The sequence below is a fragment of the Mycolicibacterium rutilum genome, assembly GCF_900108565.1.
In the GTDB taxonomy this organism is placed as follows: Bacteria; Actinomycetota; Actinomycetes; order Mycobacteriales; family Mycobacteriaceae; genus Mycobacterium; species Mycobacterium rutilum.
In genome coordinates this window covers 506740-529759 of record NZ_LT629971.1, presented here as the reverse complement: position 1 = coordinate 529759, position 23020 = coordinate 506740, and the positions used below count along the sequence as shown (strand labels likewise).

Below are 23020 nucleotides of genomic sequence, written 5' to 3'. Positions count from 1 at the left end.
GCCCAGCCTACGACCCGGTGACGGTTTACGGCCCCCACGCGGGCCGGGGCAGCGCCGCCGCCTTCTTGCCGAGCTTGCCCGAGCGCACCTGGGCGGCGAGGCTGTCGAGGATCACCCGCGAACTCATCAGCGCGGTCTGCTCGGCCCAGTCGTAGGGCGGCGAGCACTCGACGACCTCGATACCCGCCAGGCCCGGCTCGGAGATCATCTTGACCAGGTTGAGCGCCTCGCGGGGCAGCAGACCGCCCGGCTCGGGCCAGCCGGTGCCGGGCACGAAGCCGGCGTCGATCACGTCGATGTCGAAGGACAGGTACACCGCCTTGGCGTCCTTCCACGCGATCTCCAGCGCCATCTCGGCGATCTTCTCCACCCCGACGCGCTCCACGTCGCCGACCGTGATCACCGTCGACTTGCGCTCCCGACCGACCTTCACCCCGGCGCGCGGCGCCTGCCAGCCGCCGATGCCGATCTGCACGAGGTTGGTGGCGGGAGCGTTCTTGATGTTGGTCGCGTGGAACCACGGGGTGGTGTGCATCCGCTCGTCGAGGTCGGTCTCCTGGGTGTCGACGTGCCGGTCGAAGTGGATGATCCCGACGTTGCCGTCCATGTACGGGGCCAGCCCGCGGATGGTGGGGAAGCCGATCGAATGGTCACCGCCGAGCACGATCGGCATGACGCCCTTGCTCGCGACGTGCGCCATCGCCTGGCTGATCTGATCGAACGACTTCTCCAGGTTGCCGGGGATGGTGAACACGTCACCGATGTCGACCATGTTGAGCTGCTCGCGCAGATCCACGCCCGACTCGTAGTTGTAGGTGCCGAACAGGTTGGTGGAGCGCCGAATTCCCTGCGGCCCGAACCGGGTTCCCGGCCGGTAGGTCGCGCCGGCATCGAGCGGCACGCCGAAGATCGCCACCTCGGCGTCGTCGACCTGGTTGACGTCCTCGACGAACGGACACTTGAGGAAAGTGCCGCGCTCCCCGGCGAAATGGGGGAGCTCGCCACGCACGAACGTCGAGATGCGGCGGTCGTTGATGGTCGGTGCGGCCTCGAGCCCGTAGGTCAGGCTGCGTTCGATCTCCTCGCGTTCGCGACGGTCGGACAGCCGCGCCTCGGCCTGCTGGGCCCAGGCGCCCTCGGCGTTGGGCAGTTGATAGTCGGGTTTCTCGTCGGTCACGGGTGCTCCTTACGCGCCGTCTTGTCGCTGACCGGGTACGACGCACCTCGTCCGGGAAGCCGTTACCGGCTCCTGCGGTCATTGTTTGTCCGAATCGGTCGCTGCGCTACTCGAATCGAAACAATTCGTTAACACTGCGCGCGGTCGGCCGTAACGCCGCGGGGTTTGTCTGGTCGACGACTCACGCTCAGGCTGTGAGGCGCGCCTAGGGTTCCGCCGCGTTGCGACGCGGGTCTGGTCCGAGAGGCGCAGGCGGACTGCGGCGTCCGTTCCACGGCGGGAGAAAAGCCCGGGAGACTCCATCGCGCATAGGGAGCTCCACATGATCCTTCTCGGTGTTGCCGTCAGCATCGCGGTTGTCGTGCTCGTCGGCTTCTACGTGTCCAAACGGATCGAGGGCGACAGCGCCAACTTCCTCGTCGGTGGCCGCATGCTGCCGTACTGGTTGGTCGGCGGCGCCCTGATGGGGTCGGCGGTCGACACCAACGCCACCCTAGGAAACACCGACCTGGCATACGAATTCGGCTTCTGGGCGGGCGCGAGCCTGCCGCTGGGGCTGGCGCTGTGCCTGACGCTGACCGGACTGTTCTTCGCCAGGCCGATGAACCGGATGGGGCTGACCTCGTTCCCCGACTACTACCGGCTGCGGTTCGGCCGGTCGGTGGAGGTCGGCGCCTCGGCGCTGCTGGCCGTCGCGTTCTGCATGCTGGTGGCCGGCAACCTGGTGGCGGGCGGGTTCCTGTTCAACTACTTCCTCGGCATGCCGTACTGGCTGGGCGTCGTGCTGATCGCGGCGATCGCGGTCGCCTACACCGGCACCGGCGGGCTGATCGCCGACGCCTACACCGCAATCATCCAGATGTCGCTGATCCTGGTCGGCGCGATCGGCCTGATCGTCTGGCTGGCCTCCACCCATACGTTCGAGATCGCCGACGGGACAGGTCCGTTCGCGATGGGCCAGTTGTCGGATCCGGCGCAGGGCGCGGTGATCAACTGGGCGACGCTGATCGCGTTGGGCATCGGCGACATCGTCGCCATCGACTTCATGCAGCGCGTGTTCGCCGCGAAATCGCCTGCCACCGCCCGGCGCGCCTGCTTCATGGCCGCCGCGGGCACGGTCGCGATCTGTGTGCCGTTCGGCCTGGTGGTGCTGGCGGCCAAGTCGTTCCTGCCCGAAGAACTGGACGGCCCAGTGCTTTTTGTGCTGCTCGGTGAGTACGCCCCGACGGTGCTGACCGTGATCGTGCTGTGCGGTCTGGTCGGCGCGTCGATGAGCACCGCCAACGGCGCGATCCTGGCGATCTCCAACGTCTGCGTGCGCAACCTCGGCGGCATCCGCCGGGTGCACGTGCCCGGTCAGCGCGATCCGCTGCTGCGCGCCACCCGCATCGCGATGGTGCCGATGACGGTGTTCTCGATCGCGTTCGCGATCTACGTCAAGCAGACCGGGATCCTGCTGACCCTGGCCTTCGACCTGCTGCTGGCGTGTCTGGTGGTGCCGTTCATCCTCGGCCTGGTGTGGCGGCGCGGCACCACGGCGGCGGCGCTCGCGGCGATCTCGGTGGGCCTGGTGGTGCGGCTGGTGTTGTTCGTGCTGACCCCGACGATCTACGGCGTCGACAACACGATCCTCTACATCGCCAACGATTTCGTGCCTGCGAGCTTCGACGGGTGGCCGACGTTCATCGCGTTCGCCGCCGCCATCACGACCTACGTCACGGTGTCGCTGTTGACGCGGCCCGCCCAGCTTCGCGGGCTCGACATCCAGGTGGCGCGGGATCTCGACGACGCGCTCGACGAGACCGCCGTGGAAGAGCGCGCACTCACACCGGAGCCACAGCCGACCACGGCACGGTGAGAACGCCGTCGCGCATCCTGCGACGCGCCGGAGCGACAGGGAAACCGTTGTCGCGCAACAACTCCAGCATCGCACGCCAGCGGATCCGCGGGCCGAACACACCGTGACCGGCGACGCTGGCCCACGCCCGGTCGGCCGCGGCCAGCAGTGCGTGCACCGGTTGGCCGTCGACGTTGTGGTGGATCAGCACCTTCGGTAACCGCTCGGCGAGGTCGGAGGGGCGCTCGATCGCGAACGGGTCGCAGGCCAGCGTCAGGCTGACGGGCCCGTCGCCGTCGAGCAGCAGCCAGCAGCAGCGCCTGCCGACCTCGTCGCAGGTGCCGTCGACGATCAGCCCGCCGGGAGCCAGCTGCCGCTGCATCGTCGACCACGCGCCGGCCACCTCTTCGACGGGATACTGGCGCAGCACGTTGAACGCCCGCACCAGGACCGGACGCATGCCGGCCAATTCGAAACCGCCCAAACCGAATTCGACGCCGGCGGGGGCGGCGGCGCGCGCGGACTGCACGCGGTGCGGGTCGATCTCCAGGCCGACGACCCGGATGTCGTTGCGCACCACGCGAAGCCGGGCGGCCAGTTCCAGCGTGGTGACCGGTAGGGCGCCGTAACCGAGGTCGACGACGAGCGGGTCGGCGGCCGAGACGAGTGCGGAGCGGACCCGTGGTGCATGCACGAGCCAGCGATCGCTGCGGCGCAACCGGTTGTATCCGGTGGTGCCCCGGGTCAGCTGACCGATGGGCCCGCTCATGGCCCGAGTCTAAGTTCCGGTGCGCCTACCGCCGGGGCCCCACGCCGCTCAGTGGTCCCGGGCCAGCCAGTGCGCGGTGAACTCCTCTTCGGCGTCGAACAGGCCCTTGACGTGGTGCAGCATCAGGTCCTCGAGCGGGCCGCCCAGCAGGGGGATCCACACCTTGCACACGCTGGCCAGCAGCAACTGGCTGCCAGTGTCCGCCTCGGTGAGCGTGTAGGTGCCGCTGAACCGGCCGGGCCCGCGCGGGATCGACGCCGCATACGTGCCCTCGGCGCGGCGGTGCGTTCGGTCGAACGGGTCGAAGTGCTGGGTCCGGGTGATCACCATGTCGGCGGGGATCACCTTGCGCGCGATCGTCGGCAGCTCCGACCGGGGGATCACCTGGACGAACTCGATGTCGGTGCCGTGCTCGTCGGAATGGAACCGGGTGACGTCGGAGGGGGTGAACCGCCGGTACACGCCCATCAGGGCGTCCCAGTACTGCGCGCTGGTGAAGTGGCCGTAGATCGTCTCCGGCGGCGCGTCGAACGCGAGGGTGTAGTCCATGCGTCGTGACACGTCGCCAGTTTACTTGCGGATCAACCGTTCTCGGTGATCCACTCCGTCGTGAAGCGCTGCTCGGCGATCAGCAGGTCGACGAGCTGGCTGCCGATGAAGTTCTCGATCTTGCCGCCGACGAGCGGGACCCGCACCTCGACCTCGACGGTGAGCTCCAGGCGTGACCCGTCGCCCGCCGGTGTCAGCCGGGCGGTTCCGGTCAGGCTCGCCGGCGCGCCGGGGATCGTGCCCTTGACGATGGCCGTCGCCTGGCCGTCGTGCACCGCGCTCCAGGCCTCCTCGCGCACGAAGCTCAGATCGCCGCGATGGAACTGCGTCACAACGCCGGGCAGCCGGTCGGCGCGCAGCGTCTGGCGGGTGACGACGTCGATGGTGCCGTCGGCTTCGACGGTCATCGAGTCCAGCGAGTAGTCGTCGGCGCCCGAATCGGTCAGCCGCGCCAACCAGTAGCGTTCGTCGGCGAAAGCCCGGTGCACCTGTTCGACGCTTCCGCCATAGTCGGCGGCCATGTCGAATGAACGCGGCATAGCTGGTCACGCTACCGTTACCGGCCGTGGTCACTTCGCAGCTAGGGGGTGCCTCCGTCGAGGAGGCGGTGCCGCTGGCGCCGCTGACCACGCTGCGCGTCGGGCCCGTCGCGGCCCGCCTGATCACCTGTGACACCACGCAGAAGCTGATCGACGTGATCCGCGCCCTCGGCCCCGACGACGAGTCGCTGATCCTGGCCGGCGGGTCGAACGTCGTGCTGTCCGACCAGCTGACCGACCTGACCGTCGTGCACATCGCCAACACCGAGATCACCGTCGATGACACCGTCGTGCGCGCGGAGGCCGGCGCGGTGTGGGACGACGTCGTGGTCGCCTCGCTGGCGCACGGGCTCGGCGGGCTGGAGTGCCTGTCGGGCATCCCCGGATCGGCCGGTGCGACGCCGGTGCAGAACGTCGGGGCTTACGGCGCCGAGGTCGCCGACACGATCGCGCGGGTGCGTCTGCTGGACCGCCGCACCGGCGAGGACCGCTGGGTGGACCCGCAGGAGCTGCGGTTCGGCTACCGCACCAGCGTCCTCAAGCACTCCCGGGACGCGATCGTGCTGGAGGTGGAGTTCGCGCTGGACCCCGACGGCCGCAGTGCGCCGCTGCGCTACCGGGAACTGGCCACCAGGCTGGGCGCCGAGCAGGGCACCCGGGTCGATCCGCTGGCGGTTCGCGCGGCGGTGCTCGACCTGCGTGCGGGCAAGGGCATGGTACTCGACGCCGACGACCACGACACCTGGAGCGTCGGCTCGTTCTTCACCAATCCCGTCGTCACACCCGAGACCTTCGAGCGGCTGCGGGCCGAGGTGGACGGGCCGGTGCCGAACTATCCCGCGCCCGACGGCGTCAAACTCGCCGCGGGCTGGCTGGTCGAGAACGCCGGGTTCGGCAGGGGATATCCCGGTGACGGTGTCGCGGCGCGGCTGTCCACCAAGCACGCGTTGGCGTTGACCAACCGCGGCGGCGCCACCACCGCCGACGTGATCGCGCTGGCCAGGGCCGTACGCGATGGCGTGCGAACGAGATTCGGGATCGAACTCACACCCGAGCCGGCCCTGGTGGGGTGTTCGCTGTAGGTACGCTGGGTTCACGTGAGGACCCCGGACCCTTTGCCGTCGATGAACCGGCGGCGCGCCCTGACCGCACTGGCGGTCGGAGTCGTCGCGCCCGGGGCGCTGGCCGCGTGCATGACGAAGTCGGATTCGCCGGCGGCAGCACCGGAGGAGGCGCAGGACGCCGCCGCCGAGCTGAAGTTCACCCCCGCGGATGCGGCCACTGACATCTCGCCGACGGCGCCGGTGCGCGTCGCGGTCTCCGACGGCTGGTTCCAGAAGATCGCGCTGACCAACCCCGACGGCAAGGTCGTCGCCGGCGCGCTCAACCGCGAGCGCACCGAGTTCACGGTCACCGAACCGCTCGGCTACGGCGTCGAGTACAGCTGGACCGGGTCCGCCGTCGGCCAGGACGGCAAGGCGGTGCCCGTCGAGGGGTCGTTCACCACGATCGACCCGAGCAGCCAGGTCAGCGGCCGGTTCCAGCTCGCCGACGGGCAGGTCGTCGGCGTCGCGGCGCCGGTCATCATCCAGTTCGACGCCTCGATCAGCGACAAGGCCGCGGTCGAGAAGGCGCTCAAGGTCACCACCGAGCCGCCCGTCGAGGGCAGCTGGGCCTGGCTGCCCGACGAGGCAGGCGGCTCGCGCGTGCACTACCGGACCCGCGACTACTACCCGGCGGGCACCAAGGTGCACGTCGAGGCGAAGCTCTACGGGGTGCCGTTCGGCGACGGCGCCTACGGCGCGCAGGACGCGACGCTGACCTTCGAGATCGGGCGGCGCCAGGTCGTCAAGGCCGAGGCGTCGTCGCACCGCATCCAGGTCCTCGACGGGGCGGGTGCGGTGATCATGGACTTCCCGTGCAGCTACGGCGAAGGCGACCTGGATCGCAACGTCACCCGCAGCGGCATCCACGTCGTCACCGAGAAGTACGAGGACTTCTACATGACGAACCCCGCGGCCGGCTACGCCAACATCCGCGAGCGGTTCGCGGTGCGGATCTCCAACAACGGCGAGTTCATCCACGCCAACCCGGCCAGCTCCGGCGCGCAGGGCAACAGCAACGTCACCAACGGCTGTATCAACCTGTCGGAGTCCGACGCCCAGCAGTACTTCAACACCGCGATGTACGGCGACCCCGTCGAGGTCACCGGCACCCGCATCCAGCTGTCCTACGCCGACGGCGACATCTGGGACTGGGCCGTGCCGTGGGAGGAGTGGAAGGCGATGTCGGCGCTGACCGACGAGAACGCGCCGGACCTGCCGAGCACCGCGCCGGCGACGCCGTCGGGCGCCCCGCAACCCGTCAACGGCCGCCCCGGCGGCTAGCTGCTTCTTGACTGCTGCGCCGAATGGCCACTTATCCGACGCTCCACGGCCAAAACCGCGCGTCAAGTGGCCACTCGAGCGGGCTACTTGCGGTGGAACCGTGAACCGGCGGCGCCGCTGACCTGATCGCGCGGGCGCACCACGATCAGATCCAGATCGACGTGTGACGGGCGGCTGGCCACGAAACCGATCACCTCGGCGATGTCCTCGGCCACCAACGGAGTGACGCCCTCGTACACCTTCGCCGCGCGTTCCTCGTCGCCTTCGAAGCGGTTGAGCGAGAAGTCGGTCTTCACCATGCCGGGCGCAACCTCGGTGAGCCGCACCGGTTTTCCGAGCAGCTCGCTGCGCAGCGTGCGATGCAGCACCCCCTGGGCGTGCTTGGCCGACGTGTAGCCGCCGCCGTTGTCGTAGATCTCCACCGCGGCGATCGAGGTGACGGTGACGATCAACCCGTCGCCGGAGGCGATCAGCTTCGGCAGCAGCGCGCGCGTCACCAGCAGCGTGCCCAGCACGTTGGCCTCCCACATCCAGCGCCAGTGCTCGATGTCCGCCTCGGCGACGGGGTCCAGTCCGCGCGCGCCGCCGGCGTTGTTGACCAGCACGTCGACGCGGTCCAGCTGGTCGGCCAGCGCCGACACGGCCTCGGTGGACGTGACGTCCGCCACAATCGCGGTCCCGCCGATCTCGTCGGCCAGCGCCGTGATGGGCCCCTCCCGGCGGGCCACGCACACCACATGAAAGCCTTGTCCGGCAAGGGTTCTCGCGGTTGCTTCGCCGATGCCCGCGCTGGCCCCGGTGACGACTGCGACGCGGCGGTCGCTCTGAGAGGTCATCATCTGCCCAACTGTAGATGCCGTGCTAAGTTCGCTTCATGTTGTCCAGTCAGGTCTGTCCGCGGCGTGCGTGTTGTTGTCGCGCACATCGCCGCGCCTGACTGATCCTGGACAACCCGCTGTCCTGCTGAGTCGCCAGGTGTGGCCCGAAAACCCACCGGCCGACTTCACCTCTAGGACAAGCAGATGCGCACTTCCGCCACCACCCTTCCCGCCAAGCCCGCCGTCCGTGCGAGCGGTCCGCGCTCCAAGCGGGTGCTGTCCGCCGCGCCCGTTCCCGCCGGCCGCCACCCGCACACCCGCGCCCGTATCGTCGCGCCGTCGCTGAAGGTTCCCGACGCGGCCGCGGCCTCGGTGTTCAGCGCCGCCCGGCTGCGCGGACCCATCGCCCGCGACGTGATCGCGCAGGTCAGCGGGTTGAGCATCGCGACCGTCAACCGGCAGGTCACCGCGCTGCTGGAGGCCGGGATGCTGCGCGAACGCGCCGACCTCGCGGTCTCCGGCGCCATCGGCAGGCCCCGCGTCCCGGTCGAGGTGAACCACGAGCCGTTCCTGACGCTGGGCATCCACATCGGTGCGCGCACCACCAGCATCGTGGCCACCGATCTGTTCGGCCGCACCCTCGATGTGGTCGAGACGCCGACGCCGCGCGGCAACCAGGCGGCCGCACTGGAATCGCTGGCCGTCAGCGCCCGCCGATACCTGAGCCGCTGGCACCGCAGGCGCCCGCTGTGGGTGGGCATCGCGGCGGGCGGCGTCGTCGACAGCGCCACCGGCCACCTCGACCACCCGCGCCTGGGCTGGTCCGACGCGCCCGTCGGCCCGGTGCTGGCCGAGGCGCTGGGCCTGCCCGTCTCGATCGCCTCGCACGTCGACGCGATGGCCGGCGCCGAACTGCTGCTCGGCGGTCGCCGTCAACAGCGGGCCGGAGCCGCCGCGACGATCCTGTACTTCTACGCCCGCGAGACCGTCGGCTACGCGCTGTCGATCGGCGGACGCGTGCACTCGCCGACCAGCGGTCCCGGCACCATCGCCGCGCTGCCCGCCTACTCCGAACTGCTCGGTGGCACAGGACAATTGGAGTCCACCGTCAGCGACGAGGCCGTGCTGACCGCGGCCCGCAAGTCGCGGATCATCCCCGCCGAGGGCCCGGGTTCGACGATGCAGGCGCTGCTGAAGGTCGCCCGCCAGGGCAGCGCACCGGCGGCCGAACTGCTCGCCGAACGCGCCCGCGTGCTCGGCGAGGCCGTGGCCCTGCTGCGCGACATGCTCAACCCCGACGACCTGGTCGTCGGCGGCCAGGCGTTCACCGAGTACCCGGAGGGCATGGCCGCCGTCGAAGAGGCGTTCGCGCGGCGTTCGGTGATGCCGGCGCGCGAGATCCGGCTGACCGCGTTCGGCAACCGCGTGCAGGAGGCCGGTGCCGGTGTGGTGTCGCTGGGCGGGCTCTACGCCGACCCGATCGGCGCGATGCGGCGGTCGCAGCCCCGCGTCCCCGAAGCCACGGCCTGACCGGTCGCGTTCGCGCGGGGTGTAGACATGTCTGTGTGCGCCTAGCAACGGATCTGTCCCGTTCGGATGCCGCCGGCCTGCCGGTTCCCCGCCGCGTGGCCGTGCTGTCGGTGCACACGTCGCCGCTGGCGCAGCCCGGCACCGGCGACGCCGGCGGAATGAACGTCTACGTGCTGCAGAGCGCTTTGAAGATGGCGCGGCGCGGCGTCGAGGTGGAGATCTTCACCCGCGCGACGTCCTCGGCCGACCAGCCGCTGGTGCGGGTCGCGCCCGGCGTGCTGGTGCGCAACGTCGTGGCGGGGCCGTTCGAGGGGCTCGACAAATACGACCTGCCCACCCAGCTGTGCGCGTTCACCGCCGGGGTGCTGCGGGCCGAGGCGACGCACGAGCCCGGCTACTACGACATCGTGCATTCGCACTACTGGCTGTCCGGTCAGGTCGGCTGGCTGGCCCGGGACCGCTGGGCGGTGCCGCTGGTGCATACCGCGCACACGCTGGCCGCGGTCAAGAACGCCGCGCTCGCCGAAGGGGACGCGCCGGAGCCGGCGCTGCGCTCCGTCGGCGAGCAGCAGGTCGTCGACGAAGCCGACCGGCTCATCGTCAACACCGAACACGAAGCGCAGCAACTGGTTTCGCTGCACCACGCCGACCGCTCGCGCATCGACGTGGTCCATCCCGGTGTCGACCTGGACACGTTCACACCGGGGGACCGCGGCGCCGCGCGGGCCGCGCTGGGCCTCGATCCCACCGAGCAGATCGTCGCGTTCGTCGGGCGGATCCAGCCGCTCAAGGCGCCGGACGTGGCGCTGCGCGCGGCGGCCAAGCTGCCCGGCGTGCGGGTGCTGATCGCCGGCGGGCCGTCGGGAAGTGGGCTCGCGGCGCCCGACGGGCTGGTTCGGCTGGCCGCCGACCTGGGTATCTCGGACCGGGTGACGTTCCTGCCGCCGCAGTCGCGCGACCAGTTGGTGAATGTGTACCGCGCCGCCGACCTGGTCGCGGTGCCGAGTTATTCGGAGTCGTTCGGGCTGGTGGCCGTCGAGGCCCAGGCCTGCGGGACGCCGGTGGCCGCCGCGGCGGTCGGCGGGCTGCCGGTCGCGGTACGCGACGGTGAGACCGGGCTGCTGGTCGACGGCCACGACGACGGCGACTGGGCGCACGCGATCGGCGACCTGCTGCAGCGCGCCGACGGCATGCGCACCGCGGCCGCCGCCCACGCCGCGACGTTCTCGTGGGAGCACACGGTCGACGCGCTGCTGGCGAGCTACGGGCGGGCGATCGCCGACTACCGGACCCGCCATCAACCTGTCGCGCGTCGTACCGGCCGGCGGTTCTCCCGGCGTAGGGGAGTGCGCGCATGACCCAGGCCTCCGACGTCACCAAGGTCATCGAGGACGCCTGCCGGGAGAACGGGCTGACCTGCACCCGACACGAGGGCGCTCACGGCGGGCTGCCCGGCATCATCGTCGAACTGCCCGGCGAGCGGCGGCTCAAGACCAACACGATCCTGTCGGTCGGCGAGCACTCGGTGCGCGTCGAGGCGTTCGTGTGCCGCAAGCCCGACGAGAACCATGAGGGCGTGTACCGGTTCCTGCTCAAGCGCAACCGCAGGCTCTACGGTGTCGCCTACACGCTCGACAACGTCGGCGACATCTACCTCGTCGGCCGGATGGCGCTGAGCTCGGTCACCCCCGACGAGATCGACCGCGTGCTCGGCCAGGTGCTCGAGGCCGTCGACAACGACTTCAACACGTTGCTGGAGTTGGGTTTTCGGACGTCGATCCAGAAAGAGTGGGAGTGGCGGGTGTCGCGCGGGGAGTCGCTGAAGAACCTGCAGGCGTTCGCCCACCTGATCGACGACGAGGACTGACCGCTTCGCCGAGACCGACGCTTTGGCGGGTTTTGCCGTAGGAATTCCGCCATTTCGTCGGTCTCGGGACGGAGCGTGGTCGATCCATCAGCCGTGAGAGGATTCCCTCATGGGTGACTGCACGCTGATCCTGCTCCGCCACGGCGAGAGCGAATGGAACGAGAAGAATCTGTTCACCGGGTGGGTCGACGTCGACCTCACCGAGAGGGGCCGCGCCGAAGCGATGCGCGCCGGTGAGCTGATCAAGGAGCTGGACCGCCAGCCCGACGTGCTCTACACCTCGCTGCTGCGCCGCGCGATCACCACCGCGAACCTCGCGCTCGACAAGGCGGACCGGCACTGGATCCCGGTGCACCGCGACTGGCGCCTCAACGAACGGCACTACGGCGCGCTGCAGGGGCTGAACAAGGCCGAGACCAAGGAGAAGTACGGCGAGGAGCAGTTCATGGCGTGGCGCCGCAGCTACGACACCCCGCCGCCGCCGATCGAGTCGGGCAGCACCTACAGCCAGGACGGCGACCCCCGCTACGCCGACGTGCCCGGCGGCCCGCCGCTCACCGAATGCCTCAAGGACGTCGTCGAGCGGTTCGTGCCGTACTACACCTCGACGATCGAACCGGACCTGCGCGCCGGCAAGACCGTGCTGATCGCCGCGCACGGCAACTCGCTGCGCGCGCTGGTCAAGCACCTCGACGGGATGTCCGACGAGGACGTCGTCGGGCTCAACATCCCGACCGGCATCCCGCTGCGCTACGACCTGGACTCCGACCTCAAGCCGACCGTCATCGGCGGCACCTACCTCGACCCGGAGGCCGCGGCCGCGGGCGCGGCGGCGGTCGCCTCGCAGGGCGCAAAGTAGGGCGCAAAGCGGCTGACGGGCACCGCCGCGGGGCAAACTTTCGGTGAACAGCGGTCGAATACCTGCGTTTGATCGTGTGACTTGTGCCGGTTTGGCTGCACGCTGCTGGGATGACGTTCACCGAATGCGTACGCTTTTCGCGTGAGTGTCGTTTCGGCACTGCTGCTCGCAGCGGTGGTCGCGCTGGTCGCTCTGGGGGCCGGTGTGGCACTCGGGGCGGGTCTGGCGCCGCGGCTGACGCAGCGCAAGCAGCGTCGGGTGACCGCGCAGACCGGCATCACGATCTCGCAGATGCTGTCGCACATCGCGTCGCGTTCGCCAACGGGGATCGTGGTGGTCGACCACTTTCGTGACGTCGTCTACGCCAACGACCAGGCCCGCTCGCTGGGACTGGTCCGCGACCGGCTCCTCGACGAGCGGGCCTGGCTGGCCGCCAAGCGCACGCTGGACACCGGCGAGCCCACCGACGTCGACCTCGAAGCAGGCAAGCGGGCCCACCCCGGCCGGTCGGGGCTCTCGGTGCGCGGCCACGCGCAGCTGCTGACCGAGCAGGACCGCCGGTTCGCCGTGGTCTACGTGCACGACCAGTCCGAACACGCCCGCATGGAAGCGACCCGCCGCGATTTCGTGGCCAACGTCAGCCACGAGCTCAAGACGCCGGTCGGCGCGATGGGGGTGCTGGCCGAGGCGCTGCTGGCCTCCGCCGACGACCCCGAGACCGTGCGCCGGTTCGCCGAGAAGATGCTCGCCGAATCCAAGCGGCTGGCCGACATGGTCGGCGAGCTGATCGAACTGTCCCGCCTGCAGGGCGCCGAGCGGCTGCCCGACCTGACCGCCGTCGACGTCGACACCGTCGTCTCCGAAGCGCTGTCGCGGCACAAGGTGTCCGCCGACAACGCCGACATCGCGATCCACACCGACGCGCCGACCGGTTTCCGCGTACTCGGGGACCAGACGCTGCTGGTGACCGCGATCGCGAACCTGGTGTCGAATGCGATCGCCTACTCGCCGCATGGCTCGTCGGTGTCCATCAGCAGGCGGCGCCGCGGCGACAACATCGAGATCGCGGTCACCGACCGCGGCATCGGCATCGCGCGCGAGGATCAGGAGCGGGTCTTCGAACGCTTCTTCCGCGTGGACAAGGCCCGGTCGCGGGCCACCGGCGGCACCGGCCTGGGGCTGGCCATCGTCAAGCACGTCGCCGCCAACCACAACGGAGCCATCCGGCTGTGGAGTCAGCCGGGAACGGGATCGACGTTCACACTGTCGATTCCGGCTTATCCGCACATCGACGACGACGACATGGAACGACCCGTTGAACGAGAGGAACAGCGAGACCAATGACCAGCGTGTTGATCGTGGAGGACGAGGAGTCCTTGGCTGATCCCCTGGCCTTTCTCCTCCGCAAGGAGGGCTTCGAAGCCACGGTCGTGACCGACGGGCCTTCGGCGCTGGCTGAATTCGAGCGGGCCGGGGCCGACATCGTGCTGCTGGACCTGATGCTCCCGGGGATGAGCGGAACCGATGTGTGCAAGCAGTTGCGGTTGCGCTCCAGCGTTCCGGTGATCATGGTGACCGCGCGCGACAGCGAGATCGACAAGGTCGTCGGGCTGGAACTCGGCGCGGACGACTATGTCACCAAACCGTATTCGGCGCGCGAGCTGATCGCCCGCATCCGTGCGGTGCTGCGTCGCGGCGCCGACACCGACGACCCCGGCATCGCCGACGGTGTGCTGGAGGCCGGGCCCGTGCGGATGGACGTCGAACGGCACGTCGTGTCGGTCAACGGTCAGCCGATCACGTTGCCGCTCAAGGAGTTCGACCTGCTCGAGTACCTGATGCGCAACAGCGGACGGGTGCTGACCCGCGGCCAGCTGATCGACCGGGTCTGGGGCGCGGACTACGTCGGCGACACGAAAACGCTTGACGTGCATGTCAAACGGCTGCGCAGCAAGATCGAGGCCGACCCCGCCAATCCGGTGCACCTGGTGACGGTGCGCGGCCTGGGATACAAGCTCGAGGGCTAGCCGGTGGTCGCGTCCGGCATCTCGAAGACGTCAAAGGTGTTGACGCCGGCGGTGACCGACGGGTCGCGCTCGCCGATCGCGAGCACCTCGGCGCGGTCGTTGGCCCGCAGCACCCCGAACCCCCAGATGCCCTCGGGGTCGGCGACGGGACCGTGGACCACCACCCGGCCCTCGGCCAGCAGCGCCCGCCAGTACTCCTGGTGCTCGGCCATCGCCTGCTGCTCGTCCGGGGTCATGGTCTGGGCGAAGTCCGCGCGCGGCGGGTTGAGCCGGAAGAAGTACAGGTTCATTCGGCCAGTCGGGTCGCCGGGTGCACCGCGATCAGCCCTAAGCCGCTGCGCCGCTTGCACATTGCGGCCAGCTCCGCGTAGGCCTTCTCGCCGAGCAGTTCGGTCAGTTCGGGGCCGTAGGACTCCCACACCGGCCGGGTGCCGACGTGTGCGTTCGGGTCGCCGGTGCAGTACCAGTGCAGGTCCGCGCCGCCCTCGCCCCACCCGCGCCGGTCGTACTCGGTGATCCACGTCTTGAGGATCTCGGTGCCGTCGGGCCGCTCCACCCACTCCTGAGTGCGCCGGATCGGCAGCTGCCAGCACACCTCCGGCTTCATGGTCAGCGGTTCGACACCGAGCTTGAGCGCCTTGCTGTGCAGCGCGCAGCCGATCCCGCCGGGGAAACCGGGGCGGTTCAGGAAGATGCACGCGCCCTTGTACTTTCGGGTGCGCAGGTTGGGCTTGTCGTCGTACTCGTCCATCTCGAGGTAGCCCTTCTTGCCGAGCCCCTTCTCGCGGAACTGCCAGTCCTCGTCGGTCAGCATCTTCACCGCGTCGTCGAGGTGGGCGATGTCGTCGTCGTCGGACATGAACGCCCCGTGCGAGCAGCAGCCGTCGTCCGGGCGGCCTTCCACCGTGCCCTGGCACGCCGGGGTCCCGAACACGCACGTCCACCGCGACAGCAGCCACGTCATGTCCGCGGCGATCAGGTGCTCGGGATTGTCCGGGTCGTAGAACTCCACCCACTCACGAGCGAAATCGAGATCAACCTCTCCAGGGTGTGGCGCGCTCACAAATCCCAACGGTAGACCGTTTAAGTTGGATGGGTGCGATTAGGCGTGCTCGACGTGGGCAGCAATACCGTTCACCTTCTGGTGGTGGACGCGCGACGCGGTGGGCACCCGACGCCGATGAGTTCGACCAAGGCCTCGCTGCGGCTCGCCGAGGCGATCGACAACGACGGCAAGATCACCCGCAAGGGTGCCGACAAACTGATCGGCACCATCGACGAGTTCGCCAAGATCGCCACCAGTTCCGGTTGCGCCGAACTGATGGCGTTCGCCACCTCGGCCGTGCGCGACGCCAAGAACTCCGAGGAGCTGCTCGCCCGGGTGCTCGCCGAGACCGGCGTCGCGCTCAAGGTCCTCAGCGGGGTCGACGAGTCGCGGCTGACCTTTCTGGCGGTGCGCCGCTGGTACGGCTGGAGCGCCGGGCGCATCATCAACATCGACATCGGCGGCGGATCGCTGGAGTTGTCCAGCGGCGTCGACGAGGAACCCGAGGTGGCGCTGTCGCTGCCGCTGGGCGCGGGCCGGCTCACCCGCGAGTGGCTGCCCGACGACCCGCCCGGCAGGCGTCGCGTCGCGATGCTGCGCGACTGGCTGGCCACCGAGCTGGCCGACGCCGGCACCGAGATGCTCAAGGCAGGTGCTCCGGACCTGACGGTCGCCACCTCGAAGACGTTCCGCTCGCTGGCCCGGCTGACCGGCGCCGCCCCGTCCGGCGCGGGCCCGCGGGTGAAACGGACGCTGACCGCGACCGGGTTAAGGCAACTCATAGCTTTCATCTCTAGGATGACCGCGGCCGACCGTGCGGAACTGGAAGGAGTGAGTGCTGATCGGGCGCCACAGATCGTGGCCGGTGCGTTGGTCGCCGAGGCGAGCATGAAGGCCCTCGCGATCGAGAGCGTGGACATCTGCCCGTGGGCGTTGCGGGAAGGGCTGATTCTGCGGAGACTCGACAGCGAAGCCGACGGCAGCGGCTTCGTCGAGAGCGTCGCCGGTCCGACCGGGGCTGGTGGAGACGACCCAGCAAAGGTCGGTCCCGACAATCCCACCTCGGTGCAGACGTTTGTGCGCAATGCTGGACGATGAGTGACGAGGCCCGAAAGCAAAGGCGATGACAGGACCAGAAGACGACCACAGCAACACGCGACCGATCTCGGTGGCGGAGTTGCTGGCGCGCAACGGCACCATCGGCGCCCCGCCGATCGGCGGTCGGCGCCGCCGCCGCCGCGGTGACACCGACTCCATCACCGTCGCCGAACTGACCGGCGAGATCCCGGTCATCCGCGACGAGGAGCCGGCCCCCCGGACCGAGCCCGCGACCAACGGATCCGCCGACCACGGCGATACCGAGGTCGCTGAGGTCGCCGAGGCAGCCGACCAGACCGACGCAGCTGAGCAGACCGACGAAGCCGTCGTCGAGGAGGTCGAGGACCAGGAGCCCGACAAGGACGTCGAGACCGACTTCGACACCGACGAAACCGACGTCGCCGAAGACGATGAGCACGCGGACGCCGTCGCCGACTACCAGGCGCACGTCGAGTCCCGCGACGAGGACGAGGACCTCGACTTCTTCGCGCCGCCGCGCCGCTCGTCGTTCGCGGCCCGCCGCGCGGCCAAGAACTCCGTCGAGGACGCCGCCGTCGGCGCGGAACAGATGAGCCCCGACCCGCTCGACGACCTCGACGACGACGCGGCCGTCGACCTGATCGAGTCCGAGGAAGACACCGCCGACGACACGGCCGACGAGGACCGCGACGACCTGCCGTCGTACCTGCGGCCCTCGGACAGCTCGCTGTTCGGCGGCCCCACCGGCCAGAAGGATCGCTCCAGCCTCAAGGACCGCTCCGGCCTCAACGACGGCGACCTCGAGGACTTCGACCTCGACCTCGAGGACCGCGAGGACGACGAACCCGCCGGCGCGATGTCGGCGTTCCTGCGCGGCGCGTGGGTGGTCGGCCAGTGCGTGGTCGCGGTCGCGTTCGGCGCCGGCCTGTTCATCGCCTTCGACCAGCTGTGGAAGTGGAACAGCATCGTCGCGCTGGTGCTCGGTGTGCTGGTGATCCTCGGCCTGGTCGTGGGCGTCCGGGTGGTGCGCAGAACCGAGGACATCGGCAGCACCCTGATCGCCGTCGCGGTCGGCGCGATGGTCACCTTCGGGCCACTGGCGCTGATCCAGGCGGGTTGAGGCGCCGAATCTGACGTGCGCCCCGCCATCAAGGTCGGTCTGTCGACGGCCTCCGTCTACCCGCTGAGAACCGAGGCCGCTTTCGAGTACGCCGCACGCCTCGGCTACGACGGCGTCGAGCTCATGGTGTGGGCGGAGACGGTCAGCCAAGATGTCGACGCCATCGCCCAGCTCTCCGAGCGTTACGGCGTGCCGGTGCTGTCGGTGCACGCGCCGTGCCTGCTGATCTCGCAGCGGGTGTGGGGCGCCAACCCGATCCCCAAACTCGAGCGCAGCGTGCGCGCCGCCGAACAACTGGGCGCCCAGACCGTCGTCGTGCACCCGCCGTTCCGGTGGCAGCGCCGCTACGCGGAGGGGTTCTCCGAACAGGTCGCCGAACTCGAGACCGGCAGCGACGTGCTGGTCGCGGTGGAGAACATGTTCCCGTTCCGAGCCGACCGGTTCTTCGGCGCGGGCCAGACGTCGATCGAACGGATGCGCAAGCGCGGCGGCAGGCCGGGCCCGGGCATCTCGGCGTTCGCACCGTCCTACGATCCGCTCGACGGTGGCCATGCGCACTACACGCTGGACCTGTCGCACACCGCGACGGCAGGCACCGACGCGATCGACATGGCCCGGCGCATGGGGGAGGGCCTGGTGCACCTGCATCTGTGCGACGGCAGCGGCGCGTCGGCCGACGAGCATCTGGTGCCCGGGCGCGGTACGCAGCCGACGGTCGAGGTGTGCGAGATGCTGGCGGCGAGCAACTTCACCGGGCATGTGATCCTTGAGGTGACCACCTCGGGCGCGCGCACGGCCGCAGAACGCGAAGCGTTGCTGGTCGAGTCGCTGCAATTCGCCCGGCAGCACCTGCTGCGCTGACTTTCTCGAAGGACGACACATGTCTGGCTCGACCCTGTTCACTGACGCGATGGCGCTCACCGCCGCCGGGGACGGCGTGTATCACGGTGAGCTGAACGAACATTGGACGATCGGGCCGAAGGTGCACGGCGGCGCGATGCTGGCGCTGTGCGCGAACGCGGCCCGCACCGAACACGGCCAACCGGGTGCCGAGCCGATCGCGGTGTCGGGCAATTTCCTGTGGGCGCCGGATCCGGGGCCGATGCAGGTCGTCACCGCGGTGCGCAAGCGGGGCCGCCGCGTCAGCCTGATCGACGTCGAGTTGCGTCAGGGGGAGCGCACGGCGGTGCGAGCGGCGATCACGCTGGGTGAGCCCGAGCACCACGTGACCCCGCTGCTGTCGGTCAACCCGGTCATCCCGCTGATGCAGCCCGATCCGCCGCCGGGGTTGGAGCCGATCGGCGAGGGCCACCCGATGGCCGACATCGTGCACCTCGCGCACGGCTGCGACATCCGGCCCTCGCTGACCACGATGGAACCGCGGTCCGACGGCGGACCGCCGGTCATCGAGTACTGGGTGCGGCCGAAAGGCGTTGCGCCCGATGTGCTGTTCGCGCTGCTGTGCGGCGACGTGTCGGCGCCGGTGACGTTCGGGGTGAACCGGTTCGGCTGGGCGCCGACGGTGCAGCTGACCGCCTACCTGCGCGCGCTGCCCGCCGACGGCTGGCTGCGGGTGCTGTGCACGACGGTGCAGATCGGCCAGGACTGGTTCGACGAGGATCACATCGTCGTCGACAGCGCGGGTCACATCGTGGTGCAGAGCCGGCAACTCGCGATGGTGCCGAGCGCGTAACCGCCCCGGCGTTCTGCAATGCTTTCCGGCATGGCCAGAATCGCGATCGTCGGCGGCGGAAGTATCGGTGAGGCGCTCCTTTCGGGGCTGTTGCGCGCCGGGCGGCAGGTCAAGGACCTGGTGGTCGCCGAGAAGCATCCGGACCGGGCGAAGTACCTGGCCGAGAAGTATTCGGTGCTGGTGACGTCGGTCGCCGAGGCGGTGGGGCACGCGACGTACGTGATCGTGGCGGTCAAGCCCGGCGACGTGTCGGGCCTGGTCGGTGAGATCGTCGACGCGGCCACGCGGGCCGAAAGTGACACCGCCGAACAGGTTTTCGTCACGGTCGCGGCCGGGGTGCCCACATCGTTCTACGAGAACAAGCTGCCCGCCGGCTCGCCGGTGATCCGGGTGATGCCGAACACGCCGATCGTCGTCGGCGGCGGGGTCAGCGCGCTGGCCGCGGGCCGGTTCGCGACCGCGGAGCAGATGAAGGAGGTGTCGTCGATCTTCGACGCGGTCGGCGGCGTGCTCACCGTGCCCGAGGCGCAACTCGACGCCGTCACCGCGGTCTCGGGGTCCGGTCCGGCCTACTTCTTTCTGATGGCCGAGGCGCTCGTCGACGCGGCGGTCGCGGCCGGGCTGTCACGGTCGGTGGCCACCGACCTCGTCGCGCAAACGATGGCGGGCTCGGCCGCGATGTTGCTGGACCGCCTCGACAAGGCGGCTTCGGTGGCGGACGCGGTCGGTGCGTCCGGGGAGGTCACGATGGACACCACGGCCGCTGCGCTCCGCGCGGCAGTTACCTCGCCCGGCGGCACCACCGCGGCTGGTCTGCGGGAACTCGAGAGGGGCGGTTTGCGGGCTGCGGTCGCCGAGGCGGTCGACGCCGCAAAAAGGCGCTCTGAGCAGCTAGGAATTACATCTGAGTAATTCGATTAATTGCCCACACCCGTCGCAGTAACACCATCAGCCACGCTATTCTCCTCGTGTAAGCACGGGTCGGTGCCAGCGGTGGGGAAGCCGCTGGGACTGCCCGTGCCTGAATGATTGGGTTGCGATGACGTCTATGAACGGGCCATCCTCGCGGGATTCGGCAGGCAAGTCGGCACGGGACGCCGGATCTGATGGTCAACAGCCACGAGCTCAATTTCTCACCGTCGCCGAGGTGGCGAGCCTGATGAGGGTTTCCAAGATGACGGTGTACCGGCTGGTGCACAACGGCGAACTGCCCGCCGTGCGCGTCGGCCGGTCCTTCCGGGTGCACGCCAAGGCGGTCCACGACATGCTGGAGAGCTCGTACTTCGACGCCGGCTGAGGCCGAGCGCGAGTCGGGCCGTTTTCGCGATGCCTGAGCAGCCCGGTAAAGTAGCCGGGTCAGTCAAGAGTGCTTTGGTAATTCGTAGGTAGCGGAGTTCATGGGTTCAGTCATCAAGAAGCGGCGCAAGCGCATGTCGAAGAAGAAGCACCGCAAGCTGCTTCGTCGCACCCGGGTCCAGCGCAGAAAACTCGGCAAGTAAGTCCGGCGCGCGGTCGCTAGGCTGACCGGCTATGGATTCCGAAGGTCAGTCCAACGGGTCTGATCCGCGCGACGCCGTGCAGTACCCGAAGGTCGTGCTCGTCACCGGGGCGTGCCGGTTCCTCGGCGGATATCTGACCGCCAGGTTGGCGCAGAACCCGCTGATCAGCCATGTCATCGCGGTGGATGCGATCACTCCGAGCAAGGATCTGCTGCGACGGATGGGCCGCGCGGAGTTCGTCCGCGCCGACATCCGTAACCCGTTCATCGCCAAGGTGATTCGCAACGGCGACGTGGACACCGTGGTGCACGCGGCAGCGGCCTCGTATGCGCCGCGCTCCGGCGGCCGGGCCACGCTCAAAGAGCTCAACGTGATGGGTGCGATCCAGCTGTTCGCCGCCTGTCAGAAGGCCCCGTCGGTGCGCCGCGTCGTGCTCAAGTCGACCTCGGAGGTCTACGGCTCCAGTTCGCGCGACCCGGTGCTGTTCACCGAGGACAGCAGCGCGCGGCGGCCGCCCGGTGAGGGCTTCGCCCGCGACAGCATCGACATCGAGGGCTATGCCCGCGGCCTGGGCCGCCGGCGCCCCGACATCGCGGTCACCATCCTGCGGTTGGCGAACATGATCGGTCCGGCGATGGACACCGCGCTGTCGCGGTACCTGGCCGGCCCGGTGGTGCCGACCGTCATCGGCCACGATCCGCGGTTGCAACTGCTGCACGAGCAGGACGCGCTCGGCGCGCTGGAGCGCGCGACGATGGCCGGCAAGGCGGGCACGTACAACATCGGTGCGGCCGGCGTCATCATGATGAGTCAGGCCATCCGGCGGGCCGGCCGGATCCCGCTGCCGGTGCCCCGTTCGGCGCTGTGGGCAGTGGATTCGCTGCGGCGCGCGACTCGCTACACTGAACTCGATCGCGAGCAGTTGGACTACATGAGTTACGGCCGGGTCATGGACACCGCGCGGATGCGAAATGACCTCGGTTATAGCCCAAAGTGGACCACTGTGGAGGCCTTTGACGATTACGTCCGGGGTCGCGGATTGACTTCGATCGTCGACCCGCGGTGGGTACGCTCAATGGAGAGTCGGGCCGTCTCGGTGGCGCAACGGTGGGGACGGTAGACGCAATCAGCTGATCGGGTGGGGGAGAAGGTAACGACGTGGCGGGCGAGTCCAAAGCGAAAGTGATTCCGCTGCACGGGAATTCGAGTCGAGCAGCGGCTCAGCGGCGTAACGCTGCCCGTGCGCAGAGTTCGCGTCGACATCCGTCCATGATGTCGGAGCAAGGCGCCCGGGCGTCCGCCGAGGAGATCGCGGCCGTCGTCCGTGAGATCGACGAGCACCGCGCAGGCCTCGGCGGAGCACCGTCGGCCGAGGAGACGCCCACCGAACTCGCCAAACGCATCGCCGCCGTCGCCGAGTTCGTGCGCAAGCGGATGACCGGCGACTACACCGTCGACGAGTTCGGTTTCGACCAGCACCTCAACAGCGCAATCTTTTTGCCTTTGCTACGAGTGCTTTTCAACTCGTGGTTCCGCGTCGAGGTGAGCGGTATCGAGAACCTGCCCGAGACCGGTGCGGCGCTCATCGTCGCCAACCACGCCGGCGTGCTGCCGTTCGACGGGCTGATGACCTCGGTGGCCGTGCACGACCACCACCCGGCGCACCGCGACCTGCGCCTGCTGGCCGCGGACATGGTCTTCGACATGCCGATGGTCGGGCAGGCCGCGCGCAAGGCCGGCCACACCATGGCCTGCACCGCCGACGCGCACCGGCTGCTGGCCGCCGGCGAGCTCACCGCGGTGTTCCCGGAGGGCTACAAGGGTCTGGGCAAGCACTTCAAGGACCGCTACAAGCTGCAGCGGTTCGGTCGCGGCGGGTTCGTGTCGGCCGCGCTGCGCAGCAAGGCGCCGATCGTGCCGTGCTCGATCGTCGGGTCCGAGGAGATCTATCCGATGATCGCCGACGTCAAGCTGCTGGCCCGGCTGCTCGGGCTGCCGTACTTCCCGATCACGCCGCTGTTCCCGCTGGCGGGCCCGGCCGGGATGATCCCGCTGCCGTCGAAGTGGCACATCCAGTTCGGCGAGCCGATCGAGACCGCCGACTACGACGAGTCCGCCGCCGACGACCCGATGATCACGTTCGAGCTGACCGACCAGGTCCGCGAAACCATCCAGCAGACGCTCTATCAGCTGCTGGCCAACCGCCGGAACACGTTCCTCGGCTAGT

Annotated in this window: 25 protein-coding genes and 2 riboswitches; of the genes, 18 read left to right on the top strand and 7 right to left on the bottom strand. The window is 69.3% G+C overall.

Annotation, left to right across the window (positions count from 1 at the left end):
* Window positions 1-25: 25 nt before the first annotated feature.
* Window positions 26-1177: an agmatinase family protein gene (locus tag BLW81_RS02595; protein ID WP_083405847.1), complete on the bottom strand. Its 1152-nt coding sequence runs from the start codon at window positions 1175-1177 to the stop codon at window positions 26-28.
* 10 nt (window positions 1178-1187) lie between these two features.
* Window positions 1188-1253: riboswitch (guanidine-III (ykkC-III) riboswitch) on the bottom strand.
* A gap of 118 nt (window positions 1254-1371) precedes the next feature.
* Window positions 1372-1475: riboswitch (guanidine-I (ykkC/yxkD leader) on the top strand.
* Between the two features lie 24 nt (window positions 1476-1499).
* On the opposite strand from BLW81_RS02595, the gene BLW81_RS02590 reads away from it, so the two are divergent.
* On the top strand, window positions 1500-3035 hold the full coding sequence (locus BLW81_RS02590; protein WP_083405846.1) for a high affinity choline transporter 1: 1536 nt from the start codon (window positions 1500-1502) through the stop codon (window positions 3033-3035).
* Here the strand turns inward: BLW81_RS02590 and BLW81_RS02585 are convergent.
* Genes BLW81_RS02585 through BLW81_RS02575 form a run of 3 tightly spaced genes read right to left on the bottom strand, consistent with a single transcriptional unit; the run spans window position 3001 to window position 4871 of the window.
* Window positions 3001-3783: a class I SAM-dependent methyltransferase gene (locus BLW81_RS02585; RefSeq protein WP_083405845.1), complete on the bottom strand. Its 783-nt coding sequence runs from the start codon at window positions 3781-3783 to the stop codon at window positions 3001-3003. The genes BLW81_RS02590 and BLW81_RS02585 overlap by 35 nt on opposite strands.
* A 48-nt stretch (window positions 3784-3831) precedes the next feature.
* Window positions 3832-4344, bottom strand: a complete 513-nt coding sequence (locus BLW81_RS02580) for a DUF2505 domain-containing protein (protein ID WP_235632151.1) — start codon at window positions 4342-4344, stop codon at window positions 3832-3834.
* Between the two features lie 20 nt (window positions 4345-4364).
* Entirely contained in the window at window positions 4365-4871 is a 507-nt protein-coding gene (locus BLW81_RS02575) for a DUF2505 domain-containing protein (protein WP_083405843.1), read from the bottom strand.
* Between the two features lie 26 nt (window positions 4872-4897).
* Here BLW81_RS02575 and BLW81_RS02570 point away from each other — a divergent pair, with 26 nt between their 5' ends.
* Window positions 4898-5953: a UDP-N-acetylmuramate dehydrogenase gene (locus tag BLW81_RS02570; protein ID WP_083405842.1), complete on the top strand. Its 1056-nt coding sequence runs from the start codon at window positions 4898-4900 to the stop codon at window positions 5951-5953.
* A 42-nt stretch (window positions 5954-5995) separates the two neighbouring features.
* Window positions 5996-7258 carry a L,D-transpeptidase gene (locus tag BLW81_RS02565; RefSeq protein ID WP_083405841.1) on the top strand — a complete coding sequence of 421 codons (1263 nt, stop codon included), beginning with the start codon at window positions 5996-5998 and terminating at the stop codon, window positions 7256-7258.
* Window positions 7259-7341: 83 nt separating this feature from the next.
* On the opposite strand, the gene BLW81_RS02560 is transcribed toward BLW81_RS02565, so the two are convergent.
* Window positions 7342-8097 carry an SDR family oxidoreductase gene (locus BLW81_RS02560; RefSeq protein WP_083405840.1) on the bottom strand — a complete coding sequence of 252 codons (756 nt, stop codon included), beginning with the start codon at window positions 8095-8097 and terminating at the stop codon, window positions 7342-7344.
* A 183-nt stretch (window positions 8098-8280) separates the two neighbouring features.
* On the opposite strand from BLW81_RS02560, the gene BLW81_RS02555 reads away from it, so the two are divergent.
* The 6 genes from BLW81_RS02555 to regX all read left to right on the top strand — a co-directional run bounded on the left by BLW81_RS02555 (window position 8281) and on the right by regX (window position 14359).
* A complete protein-coding gene (locus BLW81_RS02555; RefSeq protein ID WP_083405839.1) occupies window positions 8281-9606 on the top strand; it encodes an ROK family protein in 1326 nt (441 codons plus the stop codon).
* Between the two features lie 35 nt (window positions 9607-9641).
* Window positions 9642-10964 (top strand): D-inositol-3-phosphate glycosyltransferase, encoded by a 1323-nt coding sequence (mshA, locus tag BLW81_RS02550; RefSeq protein ID WP_083405838.1) that lies wholly within the window; start codon window positions 9642-9644, stop codon window positions 10962-10964.
* Window positions 10961-11473: a type III secretion system chaperone family protein gene (locus BLW81_RS02545; protein ID WP_083405837.1), complete on the top strand. Its 513-nt coding sequence runs from the start codon at window positions 10961-10963 to the stop codon at window positions 11471-11473. Before mshA ends, BLW81_RS02545 begins: the two co-directional genes overlap by 4 nt.
* A gap of 109 nt (window positions 11474-11582) precedes the next feature.
* Window positions 11583-12332, top strand: a complete 750-nt coding sequence (locus BLW81_RS02540) for a phosphoglyceromutase (protein ID WP_083405836.1) — start codon at window positions 11583-11585, stop codon at window positions 12330-12332.
* 141 nt (window positions 12333-12473) lie between these two features.
* Complete coding sequence (locus BLW81_RS02535) at window positions 12474-13676, top strand: sensor histidine kinase (RefSeq protein WP_083405835.1); 1203 nt, start codon at window positions 12474-12476, stop codon at window positions 13674-13676.
* Complete coding sequence (regX, locus tag BLW81_RS02530) at window positions 13673-14359, top strand: two-component sensory transduction protein RegX (protein ID WP_083405834.1); 687 nt, start codon at window positions 13673-13675, stop codon at window positions 14357-14359. The genes BLW81_RS02535 and regX overlap by 4 nt, the downstream gene beginning before the upstream one ends.
* Here the strand turns inward: regX and BLW81_RS02525 are convergent.
* On the bottom strand, window positions 14356-14649 hold the full coding sequence (locus BLW81_RS02525) for a YciI family protein (protein ID WP_173839570.1): 294 nt from the start codon (window positions 14647-14649) through the stop codon (window positions 14356-14358). The two genes, regX and BLW81_RS02525, sit on opposite strands and share 4 nt — an antisense overlap.
* The gene (locus tag BLW81_RS02520) at window positions 14646-15422 is read right to left on the bottom strand and encodes a DUF3109 family protein (protein WP_083405833.1); all 777 of its coding nucleotides are present in this window, start codon (window positions 15420-15422) and stop codon (window positions 14646-14648) included. Before BLW81_RS02520 ends, BLW81_RS02525 begins: the two co-directional genes overlap by 4 nt.
* Window positions 15423-15455: 33 nt before the next feature.
* Between BLW81_RS02520 and BLW81_RS02515 the strand changes: the two genes are divergently transcribed.
* The 9 genes from BLW81_RS02515 to BLW81_RS02475 all read left to right on the top strand — a co-directional run bounded on the left by BLW81_RS02515 (window position 15456) and on the right by BLW81_RS02475 (window position 23019).
* Window positions 15456-16502, top strand: coding sequence for a Ppx/GppA family phosphatase (locus tag BLW81_RS02515; RefSeq protein ID WP_083405832.1), 1047 nt, complete (start codon window positions 15456-15458; stop codon window positions 16500-16502).
* Between the two features lie 25 nt (window positions 16503-16527).
* Window positions 16528-17601 carry an Rv0497 family membrane protein gene (locus tag BLW81_RS02510; protein WP_083405831.1) on the top strand — a complete coding sequence of 358 codons (1074 nt, stop codon included), beginning with the start codon at window positions 16528-16530 and terminating at the stop codon, window positions 17599-17601.
* Window positions 17602-17616: 15 nt separating this feature from the next.
* Complete coding sequence (locus tag BLW81_RS02505; protein WP_083405830.1) at window positions 17617-18462, top strand: sugar phosphate isomerase/epimerase family protein; 846 nt, start codon at window positions 17617-17619, stop codon at window positions 18460-18462.
* A gap of 19 nt (window positions 18463-18481) precedes the next feature.
* Window positions 18482-19294: a thioesterase family protein gene (locus BLW81_RS02500; protein ID WP_083405829.1), complete on the top strand. Its 813-nt coding sequence runs from the start codon at window positions 18482-18484 to the stop codon at window positions 19292-19294.
* Window positions 19295-19324: 30 nt separating this feature from the next.
* On the top strand, window positions 19325-20206 hold the full coding sequence (gene proC, locus BLW81_RS02495; protein WP_157897551.1) for a pyrroline-5-carboxylate reductase: 882 nt from the start codon (window positions 19325-19327) through the stop codon (window positions 20204-20206).
* A 127-nt stretch (window positions 20207-20333) separates the two neighbouring features.
* Complete coding sequence (locus BLW81_RS02490; RefSeq protein WP_069415042.1) at window positions 20334-20591, top strand: helix-turn-helix domain-containing protein; 258 nt, start codon at window positions 20334-20336, stop codon at window positions 20589-20591.
* Window positions 20592-20691: 100 nt separating this feature from the next.
* Complete coding sequence (locus BLW81_RS02485; protein WP_003402602.1) at window positions 20692-20793, top strand: 30S ribosomal protein bS22; 102 nt, start codon at window positions 20692-20694, stop codon at window positions 20791-20793.
* A 31-nt stretch (window positions 20794-20824) separates the two neighbouring features.
* Window positions 20825-21913 (top strand): SDR family oxidoreductase, encoded by a 1089-nt coding sequence (locus BLW81_RS02480; RefSeq protein WP_083405827.1) that lies wholly within the window; start codon window positions 20825-20827, stop codon window positions 21911-21913.
* A gap of 38 nt (window positions 21914-21951) precedes the next feature.
* Complete coding sequence (locus BLW81_RS02475) at window positions 21952-23019, top strand: lysophospholipid acyltransferase family protein (protein WP_083405826.1); 1068 nt, start codon at window positions 21952-21954, stop codon at window positions 23017-23019.
* Window position 23020 lies beyond the last annotated feature (1 nt).